This is a genomic window from Acidovorax sp. FW305-C-20-28 (assembly GCF_058783375.1).
Genome location: NZ_JBYSYM010000028.1, coordinates 75,433 through 95,994 on the forward strand (window position 1 = coordinate 75,433; position 20,562 = coordinate 95,994).

At 68.2% G+C, this 20,562-nt stretch carries 19 protein-coding genes and 3 tRNA genes; 11 read left to right on the forward strand and 11 right to left on the reverse strand.

Going from position 1 to position 20,562, the window contains the following annotated elements; translation table 11 throughout:
• Positions 1-57 precede the first annotated feature (57 nt).
• From AC3WOH_RS26685 to AC3WOH_RS26710, 6 genes are all read left to right on the forward strand, one after another.
• Entirely contained in the window at positions 58-981 is a 924-nt protein-coding gene (locus tag AC3WOH_RS26685; protein ID WP_007857741.1) for a helix-turn-helix domain-containing protein, read from the forward strand.
• Between the two features lie 221 nt (positions 982-1,202).
• Complete coding sequence (locus tag AC3WOH_RS26690) at positions 1,203-2,360, forward strand: lactonase family protein (protein ID WP_492232343.1); 1,158 nt, start codon at positions 1,203-1,205, stop codon at positions 2,358-2,360.
• Positions 2,361-2,412: 52 nt separating this feature from the next.
• Positions 2,413-4,326, forward strand: coding sequence for a hypothetical protein (locus AC3WOH_RS26695; RefSeq protein WP_492232344.1), 1,914 nt, complete (start codon positions 2,413-2,415; stop codon positions 4,324-4,326).
• Between the two features lie 147 nt (positions 4,327-4,473).
• On the forward strand, positions 4,474-5,445 hold the full coding sequence (locus tag AC3WOH_RS26700; protein ID WP_492232345.1) for a Bug family tripartite tricarboxylate transporter substrate binding protein: 972 nt from the start codon (positions 4,474-4,476) through the stop codon (positions 5,443-5,445).
• A gap of 80 nt (positions 5,446-5,525) precedes the next feature.
• Positions 5,526-7,142 carry a methyl-accepting chemotaxis protein gene (locus AC3WOH_RS26705; RefSeq protein ID WP_492232346.1) on the forward strand — a complete coding sequence of 539 codons (1,617 nt, stop codon included), beginning with the start codon at positions 5,526-5,528 and terminating at the stop codon, positions 7,140-7,142.
• Between the two features lie 147 nt (positions 7,143-7,289).
• Positions 7,290-8,729 (forward strand): aldehyde dehydrogenase family protein, encoded by a 1,440-nt coding sequence (locus tag AC3WOH_RS26710; protein WP_492232347.1) that lies wholly within the window; start codon positions 7,290-7,292, stop codon positions 8,727-8,729.
• Between the two features lie 51 nt (positions 8,730-8,780).
• On the opposite strand, the gene AC3WOH_RS26715 is transcribed toward AC3WOH_RS26710, so the two are convergent.
• The 7 genes from AC3WOH_RS26715 to AC3WOH_RS26745 are packed head-to-tail and all read right to left on the reverse strand — an operon-like array spanning position 8,781 to position 14,926.
• The gene (locus tag AC3WOH_RS26715) at positions 8,781-9,134 is read right to left on the reverse strand and encodes a cupin domain-containing protein (RefSeq protein WP_492232348.1); all 354 of its coding nucleotides are present in this window, start codon (positions 9,132-9,134) and stop codon (positions 8,781-8,783) included.
• A gap of 14 nt (positions 9,135-9,148) precedes the next feature.
• Complete coding sequence (locus tag AC3WOH_RS26720; RefSeq protein ID WP_492232349.1) at positions 9,149-10,144, reverse strand: quinone oxidoreductase family protein; 996 nt, start codon at positions 10,142-10,144, stop codon at positions 9,149-9,151.
• Between the two features lie 36 nt (positions 10,145-10,180).
• Positions 10,181-11,080 (reverse strand): beta-keto acid cleavage family enzyme, encoded by a 900-nt coding sequence (locus AC3WOH_RS26725; RefSeq protein ID WP_492232350.1) that lies wholly within the window; start codon positions 11,078-11,080, stop codon positions 10,181-10,183.
• A gap of 2 nt (positions 11,081-11,082) precedes the next feature.
• Positions 11,083-11,862, reverse strand: a complete 780-nt coding sequence (locus tag AC3WOH_RS26730; RefSeq protein WP_492232351.1) for an SDR family NAD(P)-dependent oxidoreductase — start codon at positions 11,860-11,862, stop codon at positions 11,083-11,085.
• A gap of 11 nt (positions 11,863-11,873) precedes the next feature.
• Positions 11,874-12,788, reverse strand: a complete 915-nt coding sequence (locus AC3WOH_RS26735; protein ID WP_492232352.1) for a dioxygenase family protein — start codon at positions 12,786-12,788, stop codon at positions 11,874-11,876.
• Positions 12,785-13,861: an amidohydrolase family protein gene (locus AC3WOH_RS26740; protein WP_492232353.1), complete on the reverse strand. Its 1,077-nt coding sequence runs from the start codon at positions 13,859-13,861 to the stop codon at positions 12,785-12,787. Before AC3WOH_RS26740 ends, AC3WOH_RS26735 begins: the two co-directional genes overlap by 4 nt.
• Before the next feature lie 21 nt (positions 13,862-13,882).
• Positions 13,883-14,926 carry a porin gene (locus AC3WOH_RS26745; protein ID WP_492232354.1) on the reverse strand — a complete coding sequence of 348 codons (1,044 nt, stop codon included), beginning with the start codon at positions 14,924-14,926 and terminating at the stop codon, positions 13,883-13,885.
• Between the two features lie 77 nt (positions 14,927-15,003).
• On the opposite strand from AC3WOH_RS26745, the gene AC3WOH_RS26750 reads away from it, so the two are divergent.
• Positions 15,004-15,906: a LysR family transcriptional regulator gene (locus AC3WOH_RS26750; RefSeq protein ID WP_492232355.1), complete on the forward strand. Its 903-nt coding sequence runs from the start codon at positions 15,004-15,006 to the stop codon at positions 15,904-15,906.
• 29 nt (positions 15,907-15,935) lie between these two features.
• Here the strand turns inward: AC3WOH_RS26750 and AC3WOH_RS26755 are convergent, their stop codons facing one another.
• From AC3WOH_RS26755 to AC3WOH_RS26770, 4 genes are all read right to left on the reverse strand, one after another.
• Positions 15,936-16,430, reverse strand: a complete 495-nt coding sequence (locus AC3WOH_RS26755) for a RidA family protein (RefSeq protein ID WP_492232356.1) — start codon at positions 16,428-16,430, stop codon at positions 15,936-15,938.
• A 56-nt stretch (positions 16,431-16,486) separates the two neighbouring features.
• The gene (locus AC3WOH_RS26760) at positions 16,487-17,821 is read right to left on the reverse strand and encodes an amidohydrolase family protein (RefSeq protein WP_492232357.1); all 1,335 of its coding nucleotides are present in this window, start codon (positions 17,819-17,821) and stop codon (positions 16,487-16,489) included.
• Positions 17,822-17,891: 70 nt separating this feature from the next.
• Complete coding sequence (locus tag AC3WOH_RS26765; protein WP_492232358.1) at positions 17,892-18,899, reverse strand: Bug family tripartite tricarboxylate transporter substrate binding protein; 1,008 nt, start codon at positions 18,897-18,899, stop codon at positions 17,892-17,894.
• Complete coding sequence (locus tag AC3WOH_RS26770; RefSeq protein WP_492232359.1) at positions 18,896-19,522, reverse strand: nuclear transport factor 2 family protein; 627 nt, start codon at positions 19,520-19,522, stop codon at positions 18,896-18,898. Before AC3WOH_RS26770 ends, AC3WOH_RS26765 begins: the two co-directional genes overlap by 4 nt.
• A 497-nt stretch (positions 19,523-20,019) precedes the next feature.
• Between AC3WOH_RS26770 and AC3WOH_RS26775 the strand changes: the two genes are divergently transcribed.
• From AC3WOH_RS26775 to AC3WOH_RS26790, 4 genes are all read left to right on the forward strand, one after another.
• Positions 20,020-20,105 (forward strand) — tRNA-Tyr (locus tag AC3WOH_RS26775).
• A gap of 73 nt (positions 20,106-20,178) precedes the next feature.
• Positions 20,179-20,252 (forward strand) — tRNA-Gly (locus AC3WOH_RS26780).
• Positions 20,253-20,315: 63 nt separating this feature from the next.
• Positions 20,316-20,390: transfer RNA gene (locus AC3WOH_RS26785), tRNA-Thr, on the forward strand.
• Between the two features lie 80 nt (positions 20,391-20,470).
• Positions 20,471-20,562: GTP-binding protein (locus AC3WOH_RS26790; RefSeq protein WP_005434227.1), on the forward strand; the 92-nt coding region annotated here is incomplete at its 3' end.

Here is a 20,562-nt window from a genome sequence, read left to right on the forward strand (position 1 = left end):
GAGTGGTTTGTCTTGTTGCCGAAGGCCCGGCGCATTCCATCCCTAGAGCAGCTCTCGATGACCAAGTCCCAACGTGATTGGTACCCACCGAACGTGCCGGAGCCGGTGCCGAAAGTGCGCCTGTATGTCGAAAGCCCGGAGAAACCGCAGTCCTGGTTCGTGAACGTCGGCCATGTCACGGAAGGCGGGCGCCGCCGTACGGCCCCCCATTCCCATCCCGCCTACGGTCAGGTGATCTTTGTCCGCATCGGGCGTGGCGTCATGAACCTCGAGGGGAGCAGTGTCCCCTTCGAAGGCCCATGCGCACTGCTGCTGCCCAACGAATGCGTGCACGGCCTGGAGTACGAGATCGATGTGGACCGCTGGGTGGTGACCATCGAGGAAACCTACCTGAACCAGGTCAACGCCAAGCTGCCCGAGTTCATACAGCTGTGGACGGAGCCGCGCGTGATTCCGCTCACCCACAACCCCGAGGCGCCAGAAGACGTCCATGGCCTGGTCAGCCGGCTGGAGCACGAAATTCGATCCATGGCGCTGGGTCATGTCGTGGGGACGGAGGCCCTGCTGACCTCGCTGCTGCTGATGCTGGTGCGCAGCACCCGGCTGGACCAACTCGACAAGGAAGGCGCTACGCGCAATGCGATCCGCCTGACCAACCGCTTCCGTGAGCTCGTCCACCAGCACTACCGGGAAAACCTGCGCCTGCAGACCTATGCCTCGAAGATGGCGGTGTCGCCCACCCAGCTGCGCGCGGCCTGTGTCGCCGCCACGGGCCTGAGTCCAACCAAGCTGATCCATGCCCGTTTGATCACCGAGGCCAAGCGCAACCTGATCTTTGGCGACATGTCGATCGAGCAGATCGCCTATGGGCTGGGCTTCATGGACACGGCGTACTTCACGCGCTTCTTCCGCAAGGAAGTGGGACAGTCTCCCAGCCAGTTCCGAACCGCTGCACGCGAACAGACCCAGCCCGCCATGTAGCTTGCTGGAGGGCCACCCCTCGGTGCCATGGCCTTCTGTCACTCGCGGTGAATGCCTGCAAGAGGCCGATGCTTGACCCTCGTCAAGCCCGAGGGCATGAAAAGTGCCAGCGAATCTGCCTTTCGTGTAGATACCCGCGTCAGGTCCTCCCCTATCCTTGAGATACCGCCGGGAGCCATGTGGTGCGGCGGGCACAAAAGATGACAGGAGACCTGCTGGCCATGTTGGGGCATTTCACACGATCGGGATCGACCTGGCGCGGACTGGGCCTTGCGCTGCTGTGGTGCCTGGGGGCCGCCCATGCCACTGCAGCGGTGCCCTGCAATGCGTCCGAACTGGTCTACCTGGGGACGGATGGGGTGGGGATCCGGGCGATCCGCTTTGACGCCTGTGCAGGGACACTCGCGCCGCTGGGGCAGCCGGCGGATGCCCGCAAGTCCCGGTGGCTGCTCAAGCACCCGCGCCTGCCCGTGCTGTACGCGGCGGCAGAGGGTGCAAATGGCGATGGACGTGTGCTTGCCTACACGGTGGACGGTCGTAGCGGGGGACTTTCCTTGCTGGGCGAGGGGGCTGCGGGCGGGGCCGGTACCACGCACCTGTGGCTGGATGCGCCGTCCATGACCCTTCTGGCTGCGAACTTCGCAGCAGGTACGGTTTCCAGCATCGCACTTTTGCCCGATGGCAAGCCAGGTGCCCTGGTCAGCACCATCAAGGCCACGGGTTCGGGGCCGCACCGTCGCCAAGCCAGTCCCCATGCCCATGGCGTAGCCATTGACCCGTCGGGCCGCCACGCCCTGGTCGCGGACATGGGGGCGGACCGCGTGTTCGTCTACGGCTTCGAGCGCTCGACCCGGGTGTTGGCGCCCGACGATGCGGCCGCTCCCCGTTCCTTCCAGGCGGCTGCCGGAAGCGGACCGCGCCGGGCTGTTTTCAGCACAACAGGGCGCATGGTCTACGTGCTGAGCGAGTTGACGGCCGAGATCACCGCATTGCGATGGGATGCGTCGGCCGGCCGATTGGCGCCCGTGCAGACCCTGGCCCTGTCCAGTGAGGAATTTGCCGGCACGCGCAGCGCGTCCGAACTGGCACTGGGCCCGGATGGCCGTTTTCTCTACGTGGGCAACCGGGGCGAGAGCCAACTGCTCGTCTACCGGGTGGATGCCGGCTCTGGGGAACTCACCCCCGTGCAGCGCCTGCCCAGCGGGGGCGAAGCCCCGTGGGCCTTCGACATTCATCCATCCGGCCAATGGATGCTGGTGGCCAACTACCGCAGCAATCGCGTGAGCCTGATGCGCATCGATGCGGCCTCGGGGCGCTTGTCCGATACCGGCGTGTCGCTGGAATCACCAGCGCCCGTGAGCGTCGTGTTTGTGAATTGAGGTCGCACCCGCGCTGTGCACCCGAACCTAGCCTGGCAGGAGACAAAGAACCGTGGATCGTAGAAAATTTCTGGGCGGCGCCGCTTCGGCCAGCCTCTTGGCCTTGGGGCAGCAACCGTGGGCCGCGGTGGCGGCAGAGCCAGCCAAGGGGCCGCTGCTCCTCAACCGCATTGGGCCTTCGGCCTCGCAGATCTTCATCGCGAACGCCGATGGCTCCGACGAGCGCAAGCTGATCGACAGCGGTACCCTGGATTACAACGCCTCGTTCTCGGCCGATGGCCAATGGATCGTCTTCACATCCGAGCGCGATGGCCTGGGCAACTCCAATCTCTATCGCGCACGGACCGACGGCACGCAGGTGGAGCGTCTGACGGATGGCTCCGCCGTTGAAGATGCGGCAGCCCTCTCGCCCGACGCAAGCAAGGTCGCTTTCGTCGGCACGCGCGACGGCATGCTTGCCAACATCTGGGTGCTGGACCTCAAGACCCGCACGCTGAAGAACCTCACTGGCGTGAAGGGCATCCAGGGACGGACCGATTCGCCCAACGGCTTCTTCCGCCCGAGCTGGTCACCCGATGGCCAGTGGCTGGCCTTTTCCTCCGACCGGGACACCGAGTGGAAGGGCCACCACAACGGCGCGGGCTGGGAGCATACGCAGGAGCTCAGCATCTACGTGATTCGCGCCGACGGCACGGGATTCCGCAAGGTCAGCAGCCGCAAGGACTACTGCCAGGGGTCGCCCAAGTGGTCGGCCGATGGCAAGCGCATCGTGTTCTATGAAACCCAGGCCGAGTACACCTACTGGGTGCTGCGCCCGGACCTGCTGCTGAAGATCGACTCGCAGATCGTCTCTGTGGACGTGGCCAGTGGCGAACGCACCGAGCACACCAGCGGTCCGGGCTTCAAGATCAGCCCCCAGTACCTGGGCAGCGACGAGATCGTCTACCGCCGCAAGGGCGGTCCCGAGGATGGGCTCTATTCCACGGCACCGGGCAAGGCGATGGTCAAGATCGCCGGCCTGCGCACGCCCGCCTGGTCGCCGGACGGCAAGCGGGTGGTCTACGAGAAATTCACGTGGCGCGGCTGGAAGCAGAACCAGGCGCTGTACAGCTGGGAGGCTGGCCGTGAGTACCGCTACACCGACGTCTGGCCCGCCTTCTCCAAGGATGGCTGGATGGTGCTGACGGCCAAGCATGAAGATGGTTCGGTGGATGTGATGCGTGCCGATGGCAGCGAGCGTCGCCGTGTCTACGATGTCACCAAGCAAAGCGGCCTGGATCTGACGCTGGTCAAGCGGGGCCTGGCCGGAGCCTTCTTCCCCGTGTGGTCGCCGGACGGGGAGTGGATCGTCTTTGGCGTCGGCGAATGGTTCACGCAGCGTGGAAAGGGCCGCGCCAAGCTGATGCGCGTCAAGCGCGACGGTTCCAGCCTGGAGCAACTGACGGACGACAGCGTCTTCAATGCGGGCTTCCCCAGCTATTCCGCCGACGGGAAGGAAGTGGTCTTTCGCATCGCCAACCAGGATCCCAGCAGCGCTTCGTTGGGAGGGCTGGCCGTGCTGAACCTGGAGACGCGCCAGATCCGGCACATCACCCGGGGCTATGACAACATGCCGATCTGGTCGCCTGATGGCAGCCGCATCCTGTTCAACCGGGGGGTGCGCAACCCTGACAGCATCTGGTCGAATTTCGACCTGTACACGGTGCGCCCCGATGGCAGCGACCTGCGCCGCCTGACCGACCACCCGGCCAGCGATGGCCACCCCGTGTGGACAGCGGACGGCAAGCAGATTCTCTACAACAGCGGCCAGGCCGGCTACCGCGACGAGGCCTGCCACTATGACCAGACCTTCCAGCCCTACGGCCAGGTGTTTGTGATGAACGCCGACGGCAGTGGCAAGCGCCAGATCACCGACAGCATCTGGGAAGACTCGACGCCGCAGTACGTGCCACCCGGCGCGCGCTGATCGGCCCAGGCAGCGCAGCGCCGCTCCCCGGCCGCCACGAATCCTGGTGGGCGTGGCGGTGGGGGCCCAGGCGCCTGCATCCCGACCGGCTTGCGCCGGTTCCTTCATGTGCATCACGGATGTCCCGCTGCGGCGGGAGGAGGTATCGTGGACACCCACAAGAGAAGCTTCGTGCGCTGCGGCAGCGCTGTCGCCCTGGCGTTAGCCACGGGCGGTATCTGTGCGCAGTCCTATCCCAGCAAGCCCCTGCAATTGGTCGTGGCGTTCGCGCCGGGCGGCGCAGGAGACATCGTGGCACGGCTGGTGGCGCAAAAACTGGGTGAAGGCCTGGGCCAGCCGGTGGTGATCGAGAACCGGCCCGTTCCGGTCGCGGCTGCTTCATTGGTCAAGCATGCCCGGCCGGATGGCCACACCCTGCTGATGGCCGGCAGCGGAACCGCGCTCACGTCGGCGCTCTTTCGCAAGCTGCCCTACGACCTGATGGGGGACTTCACGCATGTCTCCACGTTGTCCTCGTTCGATCTCGCCTTCCTTGGCGCGGCCGCGTCGGACCTGAGATCCGTGGCCGATGTGATCGCTTTCGCGAAGACCCATCCAGGCAAGCTCAATATCGGCAGTGCACGGGTGGGCAGCACGCAGAACCTGGCTGCCGAGATGTTCCGCTCCATGGCCGGCATCGATGCGCTGATCGTGCCCTACAAGACCACCTCAGACCTGGTCAGTGCGATCCGGGCCAGGGACGTGCACGTGGCGATCGACATGCTGCCGGTCGTGCTCAGCCAGATCCATGCCGGTGCGATCAAGCCCCTGGCCGTGACCTCGGCCCGTCGCTTCGCCGGCCTTCCCCATGTGCCGACGGTGGCGGAAAGCGGCCTGGCGGGGTTCGAGGTCTCCTCCTGGAACGGCATTGCCGTCCCCGCGGGTACGCCGCAGGCCGCAGTGACCCGGCTCGCCAGGGAAATCGCAACGGCTGTGGGATCGCCGCAGGTGCGCAAGGCACTGCTGGATCTGGGCGCCGAGGCCCAGGCCAGCACGCCACAGCAGATGGCCCAGCGCATGCGCAGCGATATCGCCAAGTGGCGCTCGGTGATCGACGGGGCCGCAATACCCCGCCAGTAGCCACCACGCATTCAACAACCTCCAACCAGCGCGACACCATGCCCTCGTTCCCGCTCCCGTCACTTCGCCTCCGCAATACCATGGCCGCTGCAAGTGGCCCCCAGGGAGGCGGACGGCTGGGCATTGGCATGCGGCTGGCCCTGGGCTTTGGCGTAGTGTTGGTGCTGTTCGCCGGTACCACGGCCTATGCCGTGCTGCAGATGAGGACCATGGAAGAAAACATGGCGTCCGCGGTCCAGGCCCACGCCGAGATCGCTGCCCGTGCCAGCGCCATGCGCAGCAGCATCGACGACATCTACCTGAACGCCTTGCTGCTGGTGCTGTCGACCCAGCGCGAGGACATCGACTTCCACCAGGGCTTGGTCGAGCAGTCGCGCGGCCTGTACCACCGGGCCCGCAGCGAGCTGGTGTCGCTGACCCACGGTGGCCAGGACATCCCGGGCCTGGCAGGAGCCCTGGGCGGGCTGGCGCAGGCCGAGGGCGTGCTGCAGGAGCTGGAACGCAGCATCCGCAGCCGGGTGGAGGCGGTCCGGGGCCAGGGCAATGTGGAGCCCGACCTGGCCGTGATCGACCACTTCGCCGGCACCATGAGGGCCCGGGTCGAGCAGTGGGTGAAGGCCGTCGATCCGATCGTGGAGGCGACCACGGCGGCCGGGCGCGAGCGCCAGGCCCACACATCGGCGGCGGCAGCGCTCGCCCAGTCGGTCCAGGTGCTGGCATCGGTGCTGGCGATACTGGGGGGCGCACTGGCTGCCTGGGGCATCGCGCGGGGCGTGACACAACCCATTGGAGAGGCAGTTCGCGTCGCCGAGCGGGTGGCGCAAGGAGACCTCTCGCTCGTGATACCGCGCGGTGGCCGTGACGAGACGGGGGCCTTGCTGGAAGCCCTGGCCCGCATGCAGTCCAGCCTGGGCGCACTGGTGCGCGAGGTGCGCGATGCCGCCCACTCCATCCAGGATGCTTCGACCGATGTTTCCTCGGGCAACAACGATCTGTCGCAGCGCACCGAGCACGCGGCCAGCCAGCTGCAGCGGACGGCAGGATCCGTGGACCAGTTGTCCGGCGCGGTGCGCCAGTCGGCCCAGTCGGCCCGCACGGCGGACGGGCTGGCACGCAACGCAGCCCAGGCGGCAGAGCAGGGCGGCCAGGTGGTGCTGCAGGCCGTGCAGAGCATGCAGGACATTGCCCTGCAGTCCCGCAAGATCGCCGACATCATCGGCCTGATCGAAGGCATCGCCTTCCAGACCAATATCCTGGCGCTCAATGCCGCCGTGGAGGCGGCCCGGGCGGGGGAACAAGGGCGCGGATTCGCGGTGGTGGCGGGCGAGGTGCGCAGCCTCGCGCACCGATCGGACGCTGCAGCCAAGGACATCAAGCTGCTGATCCAGTCGTCCGTGGCCAGCGTGGCCTGCGGCAGTGCACTGGTGCACGATGCGGGCCAGAAGATGGAGGGCATCGTCGCCGGGGTGCGCCAGGTCACCGCCGCCATCCATGAGATCACCCACGCAGCAGCATCGCAAAGCCTGGGCGTCGACGAGGTAGCACAGGCCATGAACGACATGGACCAGTCCACCCAGCAGAATGCCGCGCTCGTGGAGCAGAGTGCGGCGGCAGCGCAGTCGCTGCAGTCCCAGGCGCAGCGCCTGGCCCACATGGTCGCGGCCTTCCAACTGGCCGACGGAACTGCCGGGCGCTGAACCCAGGCAATGCGTTGGCACGTCAAAAGTGCCAACGAATCTGCCGCCTGTGCAGGGACCCGGGAAGGCGTCTTGCGTAGCCTCAAGGGAGGCTGCAGCCCGCGGCAAGCGAGGCCCTGCCACCGACTCTTACCGAGAACCAACGCAATGCACAAGAACTTCATCGACGGCACCTGGCTGGCGGGGCCGCAGGTCTCCCGCAACATCAACCCCTCCGACACCCGCGACCTGGTCGGCGAGTACGCGCAGGCCGACGCCGCACAGACCCGGCTGGCCATCGCCGCCGCCGAGGCCGCCTTTGCAGGATGGAGCCTTTCCACACCGCAGCAGCGCTTCGATCTGCTCGACGCGGTGGGCAGCGAGATCCTGGGGCGCCGCAATGAACTGGGCGACCTGCTGGCACGCGAGGAAGGCAAGACCCTGCCCGAAGCCATCGGCGAGGTGGTGCGCGCCGGCAATATCTTCAAGTTCTTCGCGGGCGAGGCCTTGCGGCCCGGCGGGGAAGCCCTGCCTTCGGTGCGGCCAGGCGTCGGTGTGGAAATCACGCGCGAGCCCCTGGGCGTGGTGGGCATCATCACGCCCTGGAATTTTCCGATGGCCATTCCGGCGTGGAAGATCGCCCCGGCGCTGGCCTATGGCAACTGCGTGGTGTTCAAGCCCGCCGAACTGGTGCCGGGGTCGGCCTGGGCGCTGGCCGAGATCCTGTCGCGTGCGGGCTTGCCGGCTGGCGTATTCAATCTGGTGATGGGCCGGGGCTCCGAGGTGGGAGCCACACTGCTGGACGATGCGCGCGTCAGCGCGGTCTCCTTCACAGGCTCTGCCGCGACGGGCCGCAAGGTGGCGGCGGCCTGCGTGGCGCGCATGGCCAAGTTCCAGCTGGAGATGGGGGGCAAGAATCCGATGGTCGTTCTGGACGATGCGGATCTGGACGTCGCCGTGAACTGCGCGGTCAACAGCGGTTACTTCTCCACCGGTCAGCGCTGCACGGCGTCGTCGCGCCTCATCGTCACTGACGGTATCCATGATCGGTTCGTTGCCGCGATGGTCGAGCGCCTGAAATCCCTGCGGGTGGACGATGCGCGCGCTGCGGGGGCTGATATAGGGCCTGTGGTGGACCAGAGGCAGCTCGACCAGGATCTGGAATATGTCGCGATTGCCCGTGCGGAAAGTGCGCGGCTGGTCTATGGCGGCGAGGCGCTGGCCCGGGGCCTCGCGGGGAACCCCGGCTTTTACATGAGCCCTGCGCTGATTGTCGACACCACGCCAGAGATGCGCATCAACCAAGAGGAAGTCTTCGGGCCTGTGGTCAGTGTGCTCCGGGCACGCGACTACGGGGCGGCGCTGGCCCTGGCCAACGACACGCCCTTTGGCCTGGCCGCCGGCATCGCGACGACCTCGCTCAAATACGCGACGCATTTCAAACGGCATGTCCAGGCTGGCATGGCCATGGTCAATCTGCCCACCGCCGGGGTGGACTACCACGTGCCCTTCGGCGGGCGCAAGGGCTCGAGCTACGGTGTGCGTGAACAGGGCAGGTATGCGTCGGAGTTCTACACCACCGTGAAGACGGCGTACACGCAGGCCTGATGCCCAGCCGCACCACCCGTGCGACCGTGGGGGGTGGCTCGAGCCGCGGGTTCAGCGGGGCTCTGCCATCACCAGCAGCACCCGCACCGGTTGCGCGCTGCGGTTGGCCAGTTGCCGTGCCTCGCACGGCGCAATGCGGCAGCTGTCGAGCGCGCGCAGCACTTCACGTTGCGGTGGGCCATCGGGCTGCTGGCTGGTGACCTCCAGCTCGCCGTCCAGCACCACGTAGAACTTTTCCAGCGCGGAGGCGGACAGCGTGGTGCTGCCCCCCGGGGCCACCAGCGACAGCCCTATCCAGGCTGCGTCCGCGGGGCCGGCCTCGCGGCCTTGCAGGCGCGCCATCGTGAAGCCATCGTGGCCGGGCGCGTCGTAGCCGGGCGCGTCGGCATGTCGTACCAGGTGCATGGGGTTCTCCGTTCTCAGGGCGCCAGCACGACGCGTGAGGACGAGCCCGCGATCACGCGCCGGTAGGCGTCGGCCGCTTCTTGCAGCGGCACCAGGCCGGCCGGATCGACCGGGAAGGCACGCAGCGACCCATCGCCGAAGCCCGGCGCCAGCAGGTTCAGGATGGCGGCGCAGTCCACCACGCTGAGCTTGAGGCTGTCCACCCCCAGCAGCTGCAGGTTGCGGCGGTAGAACATCAGGATGTCGAACGGCACCGAGCGTTCGATGGTGGAGATGAGCACCTGCGTGCCGCCCACGGCCAGGCTGTGCAGCGCCGCTGCGAAGTAGGGCGAGCCCACCGTGTTGTAGGCGATGTCGGCCCCGCGCCCACCCGTGGCCTCGAGCAGGGCATCGCCCAGGTCGGGGGCGGTCCCATCCAGCACACGGACCGGCTGGCTGGCGTGGCCCTGGTAGCGGCTGGCGCCGCGCTCCACGCCGATGACCGCCGCGCCGGCGCGCGTGGCCAACTGGATGGCGGCCTGGCCTACCTTTCCGTTGGCACCGAAGACGACCACGGTCTGGCCCGGCCCGCGCAGCCCGGCCCGGCGCAGGCCCTCCCATGCGGTGATGAAAGGCACGCCCACGGTGCCCGCTGCGGCCACGGGCACGGCAGCGGGCTTGCGCGCCAGGGCGGCTTCGGGCAGCACCAGGTAGCGTGCGTGGCTGCCGTCGCGGGTGACGCCGAGGTCACCGCCCGTGCCCCAGACCTCGGCGTCCAGCCACTCCTTGGGGCCGGCCACCACGCGGCCGGCAAAGTCGCGGCCTGGTGTGCGCGGCCAGACGGCATGGGGCATCATGCCCAGCGCGGCCTTGACGTCGCTGGGGTTGACGGCCGCAGCCAGCACTTCGACGACCGCATGGCCGGGGGGCGCTGCGGGCGGGCTTTGGGGCTGCAGTTGCAGGTCGAGCGTGTCGGGCGCCTCGGCCTTCTGGGAAATGCGCAATGCATGCGCGGGGGAAGCAATGGTCATGGTGAGAGTCCTTGGTGTGGAATGGATGGAATCGTTTCAGTGCAGGGCGTTGCTGGCGCGCAGGCCCCAGGTGGTGCGCGCCTGCGCGCTGGTCGCCAGGCGCCCGCCCAGGTCTTCGACAATGCGGCGCGCCTTGTGCACCAGTTCGGCGTTGCTGCGCGCGAGCACGCCCTTGTCGAGGTAGATGGTGTCTTCCAGGCCGATGCGCACATTGCCGCCCAGCAGGTGGGCCTGGGCCACGGCGGGAAAGGCATGGCGCCCCACGGCAAACGCCGACCAGGAGGCCTGCGGCGCGATCAGCGAGCGCGCCAGCATCAGGGCCGCGGGTGTGAATGGCAGGGCATAACGCACGCCCATGACGAAGGTATACAGGCCGGGGCCGGCCAGTGTTCCGTCGGCCATCAGGGACTGGGCGAGCACCAGGTCGCCGGTGTCGAAGCATTCGAGCTCCGGCACCACGCCGTGTTCGCGGATCACGGCGGCCATGCGGCGCACGTTGGCGGGGGTGTTCATCACCACCTGCTCGCCCGAGTTCATGGTGTTGAGGTCCAGCGAGCAGATGTCGGGCCGCAGGGCCGCGATGTGCTCCACGCGCAGTTCGGGCCGCAGCAGCGAGGTGCCCGGCGCGGCCAGGCGCGGCTCGTCGGCGCTGGGCACGAAGCGCCCGCCCGGCCCGGTGGTGAGGTTGATGATGAGCTCGGGCCGCTCGCGGCGCAGCACCTCGACCACGCGGCCATAGAGGTCCACGTCCATGGACGGTGCCCCGGTGAGCGGATCGCGCACGTGGATGTGCACCGCTGCGGCGCCGGCGTCTGCGGCCTCCAGGCAGGCGTCGCTGATCTGCCCGGGCGTGATGGGCAGGTGCGGTGTCTGGTCGGGCCGCGTGAGATTGCCGGTGACGGCGCAGGTGAGGATGGTGGTGGGTTCCATGGGCATGCTCAGCCGAGGTGGCGGCCTCCGTCGGCAACGATCACGCTGCCCGTGGCATAGCGCAGCGCGGTGCAGCAGGCCACGATGGCGGCCGCCACGTCGTCGGCCGTGCCCACGCGCTGCAAGGGGATGGTCGGGCCCACGCGTTCATTGAAGGCCGCGTCGCGCCCGGGCACGAAGGCCGTGTCGACAACGCCGGGCGACACCGCCAGGCAGCGCACCTGGGGTGCCAGGGTCTTGGCCAGCCCGCGCGTGAGCGCATCGGTGCCGGCCTTGGCGGCGGCATAGGCCAGGTTGCTGCCCAGGCCTGTGAAGGCCGCGATGGACGAGACGTTGACCACGACCGCGTCGCCTGCCGCCTTCATCTGCGGCGCGAAGGCGCGGATGGCCGCGAAGCTGCCGCGCCAGTTGGTGGCGAAGATGTCGTCGATGAGCGCGTCGTCGAGGCCCTCCAGGTCCGCCGCGGGCACCGGGCGGGTGAAGCCGGCGCTGTTCACCAGCACGGTGGCCGCGCCCATCTCCTGTTGCACCGCCAGCGCGGCGGCGCGCAGGGCGGCACTGTCGGTCACGCTGGCCTGCAGGGCGCGGTGCCCGCTGCCGGCCAGTTGTGCCAGTGCGGGCGCCGCCGTCTCGGGGGCGCTGCGCTGCAGCAGCACCACCCGGGCGCCGAGCGCGGCCATGCGCCGGGCCGTGGCCAGGCCGATGGCGCCTGTGCCACCGGTGATGACGGCGATGTCGCCGTCGAGCCGCTCGCGCGGCGCGAAACTTCGGTTGTCGTTGTGTTGCATGGAGGTTCAGGTCAGGGGAGGGGGCAATGGGGCAACTGCGTGGCCCCGGGTTCGAGCCGCAGTTCGATGTCCAGGGAGAAGCCGCCCTGGCCATCGGGTTCGAAGTGGCGCAGCAGCGAGCCCACGGCGCCGAACACCACGTCCGCGTGGGCGTTCGGGTCGTCGATGTCGAAGTACTGCGTGGCCAGCACCCTGTGGCCGTCGGCCACCACGATGAAGTGCAGGTGGGCCGGGCGCATGATGGCGCGGCCCTGCGCCGCCAGCAGCTCGCCGCACGGCCCGTCCACCGGCACGGGGTAGCCCGCGGGGCGCACGCTGTGGAAGTCGAAGCGGCCCTGGGCGTCGGTCAGGAACACGCCGCGCAGGTTCATCTCTTCCTGCTCGGGATCCTGGTTCTCGTACAGGCCCTGGGGCGAGGCCTGCCAGGTCTCCACCCTTGCATTGGCCAGCGGTGCGCCGTCGAGCGAGCACACGCGGCCGCGCACATGCAGCGGTGCGCCGGGCGTGCCGGGGGTGGCAATGCTTTCGCCGCTGGCGCGCACCGGCTGCCGGGCGCGCCAGAACGGGCCGACCAGGGCGGGCTCGGTGCCGCCCCGGGCCAGGGCCTCGCGCGCGCCGCGCAGCTGGGCCAGCGTGGCCAGGCCCAGGATGTCGGCCAGCAGGATGCCCTCGTTCTTGTGCGGCCCGCTGGCCTGGCCCACGCGGACCAGGAAGTCCATGCCCAGGTCGAGCTCGGCAGAGCTCAGGTCCACCTCCAACGCGAAGGCATGGGCGTGGCGGATGAGTGCGTCCAGGATCTGTTTCAGCCGCGCATCCCGCGTGCCGGCATTGGCGCGCAGCACGGCGGCCAGCAGTTGCGCCGGGTCGGTGGCCGAGAGACCGTGTGGGGCGTCCAGCGGCTCCACGGTGGGCGTGCCCGCCGTCATCGCAGCACCGCCTTGGCGTTGTCGCGGTAGATGGCCTGCAGCTCACTGGCGCTCAGGCCGGACTTCTCCAGCCCTTCGACGATGCGGGCCGGCTCGACCCAGGGGAAGTCGGAGCCGAAGACGATCTGCGAGGTCGGCACGACCATCTTCAGGATGCCCATGTGCACCGCGTCTGCCGCCGCGGCCGTGTCGTAGTAGAAGCGGCGCAGGTGGTGCAGGCGCGAGTCGGTCTGCGCCACGCGCGCCAGCGACTCGGCCGTTTCGCCGACCAGGAAGCGCTGCGCCCAGAGGCTGCCGCCGCCGTGCGACCAGATGTAGCGCACATCGGGCGTGGCCTTGGCGGTGCCGCCGTGGATCAGGCTGACCATGGCCCGCGCGAGGTCCGAGCCCAGCTCCACGAAGGTGGGCAGGATGCCTGGCTGGAAGTTCCAGGCGCAGCAGTTAGGCGCGGTGGCGTGGATGTAGACCACCGCCTTGCGGCGGTTGAGCTCGGCCCACACCGGTGCAAAGGAAGGGTCGCCCAGCCACTTGTCGTCGTAGCTGGAGAGCAGGCCCACGCCATCGGCCTTGAGCACATCGAAGGCATGGGCGATTTCGCGCAGGCTGCCCTCCACGTCGGGCAGGGGCAGCACGGCGAAGTGGCCGTAGCGGCCCGGGTGGTCGGCCTTCATGCGCGCGGCGTACTCGTTGAGCTCGCGCGCGGCAGCGCGCGTTTCGGCCACGTCGCCGAACCAGACGCCGGGCTGCGTGACCGACAGGAAGGCCTTCTCCACGCCACCGCGGTCCATGGCCTCCAGGTCTTTCTCCACCGTCCAGGTCTTGAACTGGTCGAACCCCAGCACGGGCTGCTTGTGGTGCTCGCGCTCCACCAGCCGCACCCAGGCGGGCGAGAAGAAGTGGTGGTGGAAGTCGATGCGCGAGGCCTTGGTGGCCAGGGTCTGGGCGAGCGGCCGGCCCTCCGGCACGAAAGTGGTTGCGCCGAGGGCGCCCAGGGTGCCGAACATGCCGAGAAAGCCCCGGCGCGAGGGCGCGCAGGGCGGCGTGTCTGCCGGTGTGTGGTGCAAGTGATCCATGTGCAAGGTTCCTGGCGTTTGTCAGAAGTTGTGCCGTACGCCGAACTCGACGCCCTGCGAGCGGGCACCGGCCTGGGCTGGCAGCGGCGGGGTGTTCGGCCAGTCGGCCACGCCCGTGCCGCTGACCAGTTGGGCCGAGGCCCCGCGGTTGCGGATGTGCGCATAGGTTCCGTACAGCGCCGTCCGCTTGGACAGGTGGTGCACGTAGCCCAGGGCCAGCTTGCTCCAGTCATCGCCGCTGTTCTGGCGGTCGTAGTGGCTGTAGGCGGCACGCCATTCGCCCACGCCATGGCGCAGCGAGGCACCGATCAGCCAGGCATCGATGCGTGCCCCGCGGCTGTCTTCTTCGCGCGCCCAGAAAGCCATGGGCGTGACGGGCCCGAAGCGGTAGGACGCCGCCATGTTGGCGGCCTTGATCTGGGCCGCCGCGGTGGCCGTGCCGCTGTGGCGCCGGCCCACGGCGGCTGCGACGTTCAGGGCTTCGTCGGCGAAGCCCAGGCGCGCACCTTCGTAGTTGTTGTTGCTGCGGTTGGCACTGTTGGAGGGCTCTTCGCCAAAGGCGTACTGCACCTGGCCGTACCAGCCACCCAGCTGCCTGGGCAGCAGGTAGGCCAGAGCGTTGCTGACGCGGATCGGCGCGCCCAGCATGCTGTAGACCGTGGGCTGGCCGATGCCGGTGCCCCCGAACGGGTCGAACCAGGAGGGGTTGAGGTTGGTCGCCGCCATGTCGCGGCCCAGGCGCAATTCGCCGAAGTCGCCGCTCAGGCTGACGGTGGAGCGGCGCTGGAAATTCAGTCCGGTCCCGCCCGTATCAGGGGCCAGCGCGCTTTCCAGCCAGAAGCCGGCCGACAGGCCGCCGCCCAGGTCTTCGGTGCCGCGAAAGCCCAGGCGGGCATGGCTGTTGCCGCTGTAGCTCAGCGCGGTGAGGCGGGCATGGCCGTGCGAGACATGGGCGACGCCCAGGTCGACCACGCCGAACAGCGTGACCTGGGTTTGCGCGGCGACACCGCCGCTGCTACCGATGGCAAGGCCCAGGAGGGACAGGGCGAAGCAGGTTTTTTTCATGGGAGCGCTTCCGTGGAGGGGGTGGTGGGTGCGGAGTAGTAAATAGAATGAATGCCCGGAATTGATATGAAATTCAGATGAACATCACCTTGCGGCAGCTGCGTGCCTTTGTGGAAGTGATCAAGAGCGAGGGCTTCACGGCCGGGGCGCGCAAGCTGCACCTGACGCAATCGGCCACCAGCCTGCTGGTGCGTGAGCTGGAGTCGCAGTTGGGCCTGCCGCTGGTGGACCGCACGACGCGCCAGATTGCGTTGACCGACGCGGGCCGCGAGCTGTTCGAGAGTGCCGAGCGCATCCTGGCGGACGTGGAGCACGCGGTGGCGAACACCCAGGACCTGCTGCACAAGCGCCGGGGCCGCGTGACGGTGGCGACCACGCCCTTCCTGGCGGCCCATTTCCTGCCTGGCGTGATCGCGCAGTTCCAGGTCTCGCATCCCGCGGTGTCGGTGCGCATTGCCGACCTGTCCACCGAGCAGCTCGTGCGGGCGGTGGACAGCGGCGACGCCGACATCGGCTTCGGCGTGTTTCCGCAGATGGATGTCGCGATGGAGCGCGCGACCCTGCTGCGCCACAGCCTGGGTGTGCTGCTGCCGGCGGCCTGGCCGCTGGCACAGCGCCGCAGGCGCATGGTCTGGGCCGACCTGGAGGGCCAGCCCATGATCGGGCTGGGGCCGGCCGGGGGCTTTCGCGCCCTGGTCGATCCGCTGGTCCCCCACGGGGGCGAGACCACGGCGCTGCGCTTCGAGGTCGGCCAACTGGGCACGGCCGTGGGCCTGGTGGAGGCCGGCCTGGGGGCCACCGTGGTACCCGCCTACGTGGGTGCCCTGGTGCGCTCGAACCGGGCGCGCTTTCGCGAACTGAACGAGCCGGTGATCCACCGCAATGTCGAGCTGGTCTGGCGCGCCTCTCGCTCGCTGTCGCCCAGTGCCAGTGCCTTTCGCAGCTGCCTGGAAGACTGCTGCAAGCAACTGCAGGCCTGAGCGCCGGCAGCCTCTGCCGGGCCGGGGGGTCAACGCGCGATGCATGGCTTGGCCTTGCCGCACTGGTCGCCGATCACCGCCACGGCCTGGATCTCGATCTGCATGCCTGGCACCGCGAGGTTGGACACCGTGATCTGGGCGCTGGCAGGGAATTTCCGGTCGGGGAACATCTCCGTGCGTACCTTGGAGAAGGTCGCCCCGTTGCGCGCATCGGTCAGGTAGACCGTCATGCTCACGATGTCCTGCAGTCCACCGCCGGCGCGCTTCAGGGTTTGCTCCAGCAGCGCAAAGACGGTGCGCGCCTGGGCTTCGAAGTCGCCCTTGATGTCCTTGCCGTTCAGGTCGGTGGTGGTGGTCTCGCCCGCCAGCCAGATGACGCGCCCGCCTTCGGTGACCACGGCGGGCGAGTAGGACCGGCCCTGGGTCCTTTCGCCGTGTTCCAGGTGGTCGGCAGCCATCGCGGGCGGCAGGAGGAGGCTGGCCAGTGCCATGGCGGCCAGTGCGCGGGGGTATCGGTGTTGCATCGTGCTCTCCTTGGGTGGGGGCGGGCCCCCGGGGGTGAAAAAGTCGCGTTCCGCGTTCAGGACTGGGGGCGGCGGCGTGCCAGTGCGCGCATGGACTCGGTGGCCTCGCGCACGATGTCGGCGCTGTCCCAGCGGGTGGGCTGGCTGCGGCGCAGCAGCACCCGGCCGTCGACCAGCACCGTGTCCACGTTGCCCGGCTGCGCCGAGTACACGAGCGCATGTGCGGGGTCGAACACCGGGGCCAGGTTGGGGTCGGTGGCGCGCACGATCTGGATGTCGGCGCGCTTGCCGGGCGTGAGGGAGCCGACCAGGTGGTCGAGCCCGAGGTCGCGCGCACCGTCCAGCGTGGCCAGGCGCAGCAGGCGCTGGGCGGTGAGGGGCACACGGCTGCCGAAGCGCTGCTTGTGCGACCACAGCAGCGCCCGCATGCAGGCGAAAAAGTCCGCGTTGGCGGAGGCGCCGGAGCTGTCCACCGACAGGCTCTGGTGCACGCCGGCTTCTTCCAGCTCGTGGAACTGGATCACGCCGCGGCTGGCCTGGGCGTAGAGCATCTCGATGGTGGGCGAGCAGGTCATGCTGGTGCCGGCCGCCGCGAGCAGGGCGCAGTCCTGCGGCGACATGCCCTGGGGATGGACCAGCTGCAGGTCAGGGCCGAGCAGGCCGTGCTCTGCGAGCACGGAAACCACCCCGGGGCGGGCATGCATGGTCAACGGCAGGCCCAGGGCGCGGATGCGGGCGCATTCTTCGCTGACCACGCCGATGGGCACCGCGCCGCGCGGGTTGGACACCGGGGTGCGCACGGCCGCACCAAGGGTGAGCAGCGGCGAGGCCAGCCCCTGCTGCTGCAGGCCCTCCAGGCCAGAGAGGTCCATGGGCTGGGCGAGCGGCTGCTCTTGCCCCCAGCCGTAGGCAAAACGGCCGCGCACGCCCATGTCGGCCATGGCGCGCAGTTCGGCGTCGGCGTGCTCGGGCGAGCGCGTGTTGTGGGCCCAGTTGTGGACCGTGGTGATGCCGGAGAGCAGACCCTCCGCCAGCCCGAGGCGCACGGAGCGGTAGCTGTCTTCGGGGGTGAAGAGCGGCCCGGCCCCCAGGGTGACGGGAAAGTAGCCGTGCACAGGGTCGTCGCCGCGCACCAGGGCGCGCAGGGCGCTGTTCCACAGGTGCCAGTGGGTGTCCACGAAGCCGGGCAGCACGATCATGTCCCGCGCGTCCAGTTCGGGCACACCCTGGGCGGGCAGTTGGGGGCCGACCGCCACGATGGCGCCGTCACGCACATGCACGTCGGCGCACGGCCAATCGCCCAGAGCGGGGTCCATGGTGAGCACGTGGCCGCCACGGATGACGAGCTCCTGGTCGAGGCCGGAACGGTCGGGCGAAGGTTTCGAAGGCACGAAGAATCTCCTGCACCACGCGCGGGTGCATCAGTCGCTGAAGGAAAAAGGGGGGAGGGGGCGGCGGGCGCTACTCGGCCTTGGCGCCCGAGATGCGTATCAGCTGCGCCTTCTGGCGCATGTCCGCCTCGATGAAGCGGGCGAACCCAGCGGGGGTCGAGAACACCGGTTCGAAGCCGCGCGAGAGCAGCGCGCTTTCGCGGAATGCAGGGTCGTTGCCGATGGCCGCCACATCGTGGTGGATCTTCTGCACGACGTTGGCAGAGGTGCCTCCGGTGGCGAACAGGCCGAACCAGGACTCTCCCGGATCGATGTCGGCCAGCCCCGCTTCGCGCAGGGTGGGCACGTCGGGCATCTTGGCCAGCCGGGTTGGCCGGCCGACAGCCAGGGCCTTGAGCTTGCCGGCGCGCAGCAGTGCCAGGGCCCCCGATACGCCGGCCAGCGTGAGCTGGGTTTCGCCCGCGTGCACGGCAGACACCGCCGGCGATATGCCCCGGTAGGGCACATGCACGAGGTTGCCGCCATGTTTGGCGCGCAGCGATTCGAACAGCAGGTGTGGCAGGCTGCCAGAGCCATAGGAGGCATAGCTCAGCGCATGGCTGCGCGACTTGAGCAATGCCATCAGCTCGGCCATGGTGTTCGCCGGGACCGAGGGATGGGCGATGACCATTTGCGGCAGGCTCACGAGCTGGCTGATGGGCGCCAGCTCGCGCACGGGGTCATAGGGCAGCTTGTCGAACAGAAAGGGGTTGCTGGTGATGGTGGCTTCGCTGGTCAAGAGCAGTGCCAGGCCGTCGGGCGCGGCCTTGGCGACCGCCGTCGCACCGATCAGCGTGGAGGCGCCGGGCTTGTTGTCCACCACCACCGGCTGGCCCCACTGCCGGTGCAGGCGCTCGGCCAGCATGCGGGCCACCAGGTCCACACCCCCGCCCGGCGCATAGGGCACCACGATCTTGACGGTGCGCGGTGGCCATGCCGGGCTCTGGGCCCACACCACGGGGCTGGCCATGCCCAGCCCCAGTGCGCTCAGCAAGCGTCGGCGGGCGGGGTTCTTCAGCGCGGGGCTCGTCGTCTTCACTTGATGCTCTCGAAATGGCGGTAGGAGGGGTCGCTGCGGCCGGTGTGGCCGATGACCTGGTAGCGCGACTTGACCAGATCGGCGGGCACATCCAGCACGCGGCGGTAGTCGCTCACCGTGTGGCGCCCATCGAGCGCCCATTTGCCGTTGCGGCGCGACCAGGTGTCGAGGTAGCGCGAGTGCATCCAGCGCTCTTCATAGAGATTGGGGTTGCCCTCCTTGGGGACCAGCAGGGTGGCGGTGCCGGTGCATTCGCTCACCGCACGGTCGCCGTTGACCTCGATCAGGATGTTGGAGATGCGGTGGTTGTTGCCCGCCATCTCGTCATGGGCCTTGATCAGCCAGTCCACATAGGCCTCCCAGTGGGGAAAGTCGCGCGTGCCGAAGCGCATCTTCGCGCCCGGGTGGGCCAGCGACATCAGCATCTCGCGGTCACCCCGGTCCAGGGCGCGCGGGTACTTGTAGATCAGCTCGGTGATGGCCTGCTTGGCCAGCAGTTTGTCGATCTCGGCGGCGGCGGCGCTCTGGGCCTGGGCCTGCAGCGGCATTGCCAGGCTCAGGGCCAATGCGGTGGCCAGGGATGCCAGCAGCATGCGGCGTGGAGGTGGGGGCGGTCTGTCCATGGGCGGTCTCTCCGTAGGGGGTTGTCGTGCAAGCCTGGGCCAGGTGGATGGCACCCGGCATGGACCGTATTTCAATGCGTTCGCCGCCATCTTTCCAACGATTAAATTCAATGAATTCATGAGCTTTTGAAATGGGTCGGCGGGGCTCGTGCTTGTGTGGTGGCCATCGTTGGAGGCGGGAGCGCTGGATGCCGTAGCCAGCATGGGCGTGAATTCCATGTGCAGGCCACTGGATCTGGACGGGCGGGCCGGATGCCTTGGGCGCTGGCGCACTGGGCGCAGGCATGGGCGGCGCAATGTCGTTTATTTCCCCTCCAAGAGCCCGGCAGTCGTGCCAGGACACCTTTGGCTGGCATAGAATCGCTGTCTCAGGCTAAAACGCGGGTGCTGTCGCAAGCGGTTTCGCGCAAAACCTGGGGCGAAGAGTGGTGCTGGAATTTTTTTGATGTGTGCTTCGGCGGATCGTAAAAATTCAGTGCTATAATTCGAGGCTCTCCGGAGGGGTGCCCGAGTGGCTAAAGGGGGCAGACTGTAAATCTGTTGGCTTACGCCTACACTGGTTCGAATCCAGTCCCCTCCACCAGTGAAAGAAAATGAAAGCAGGTTGCGGCAGGCCCGTGCAGGGTTGGGGTCGCAGGGCCAGTTGAGTTGGCAGTGCGGGAGTAGTTCAATGGTAGAACCCTAGCCTTCCAAGCTAATGACGCGGGTTCGATTCCCGTCTCCCGCTCCATTGTTCGGTTTGCTGGTAGGTTGAGAGAGAAGTTTTTTTGGGGCTGCGAAAGCGGTTTCAATTGCCCATGTGGCTCAGTGGTAGAGCACTCCCTTGGTAAGGGAGAGGTCGCGGGTCCGATTCCCGCCATGGGCACCACCTTCAGGCGCACCCGAAATCCGTTCGGGTGCGCCGAAATTTCGTTGTGTAGTTGGTAGATTTTTTTCGGAGTCGGAAAAATGGCAAAAGGTAAGTTCGAACGGACCAAGCCCCACGTCAACGTGGGTACGATCGGCCACGTGGACCACGGCAAGACGACGCTGACGGCGGC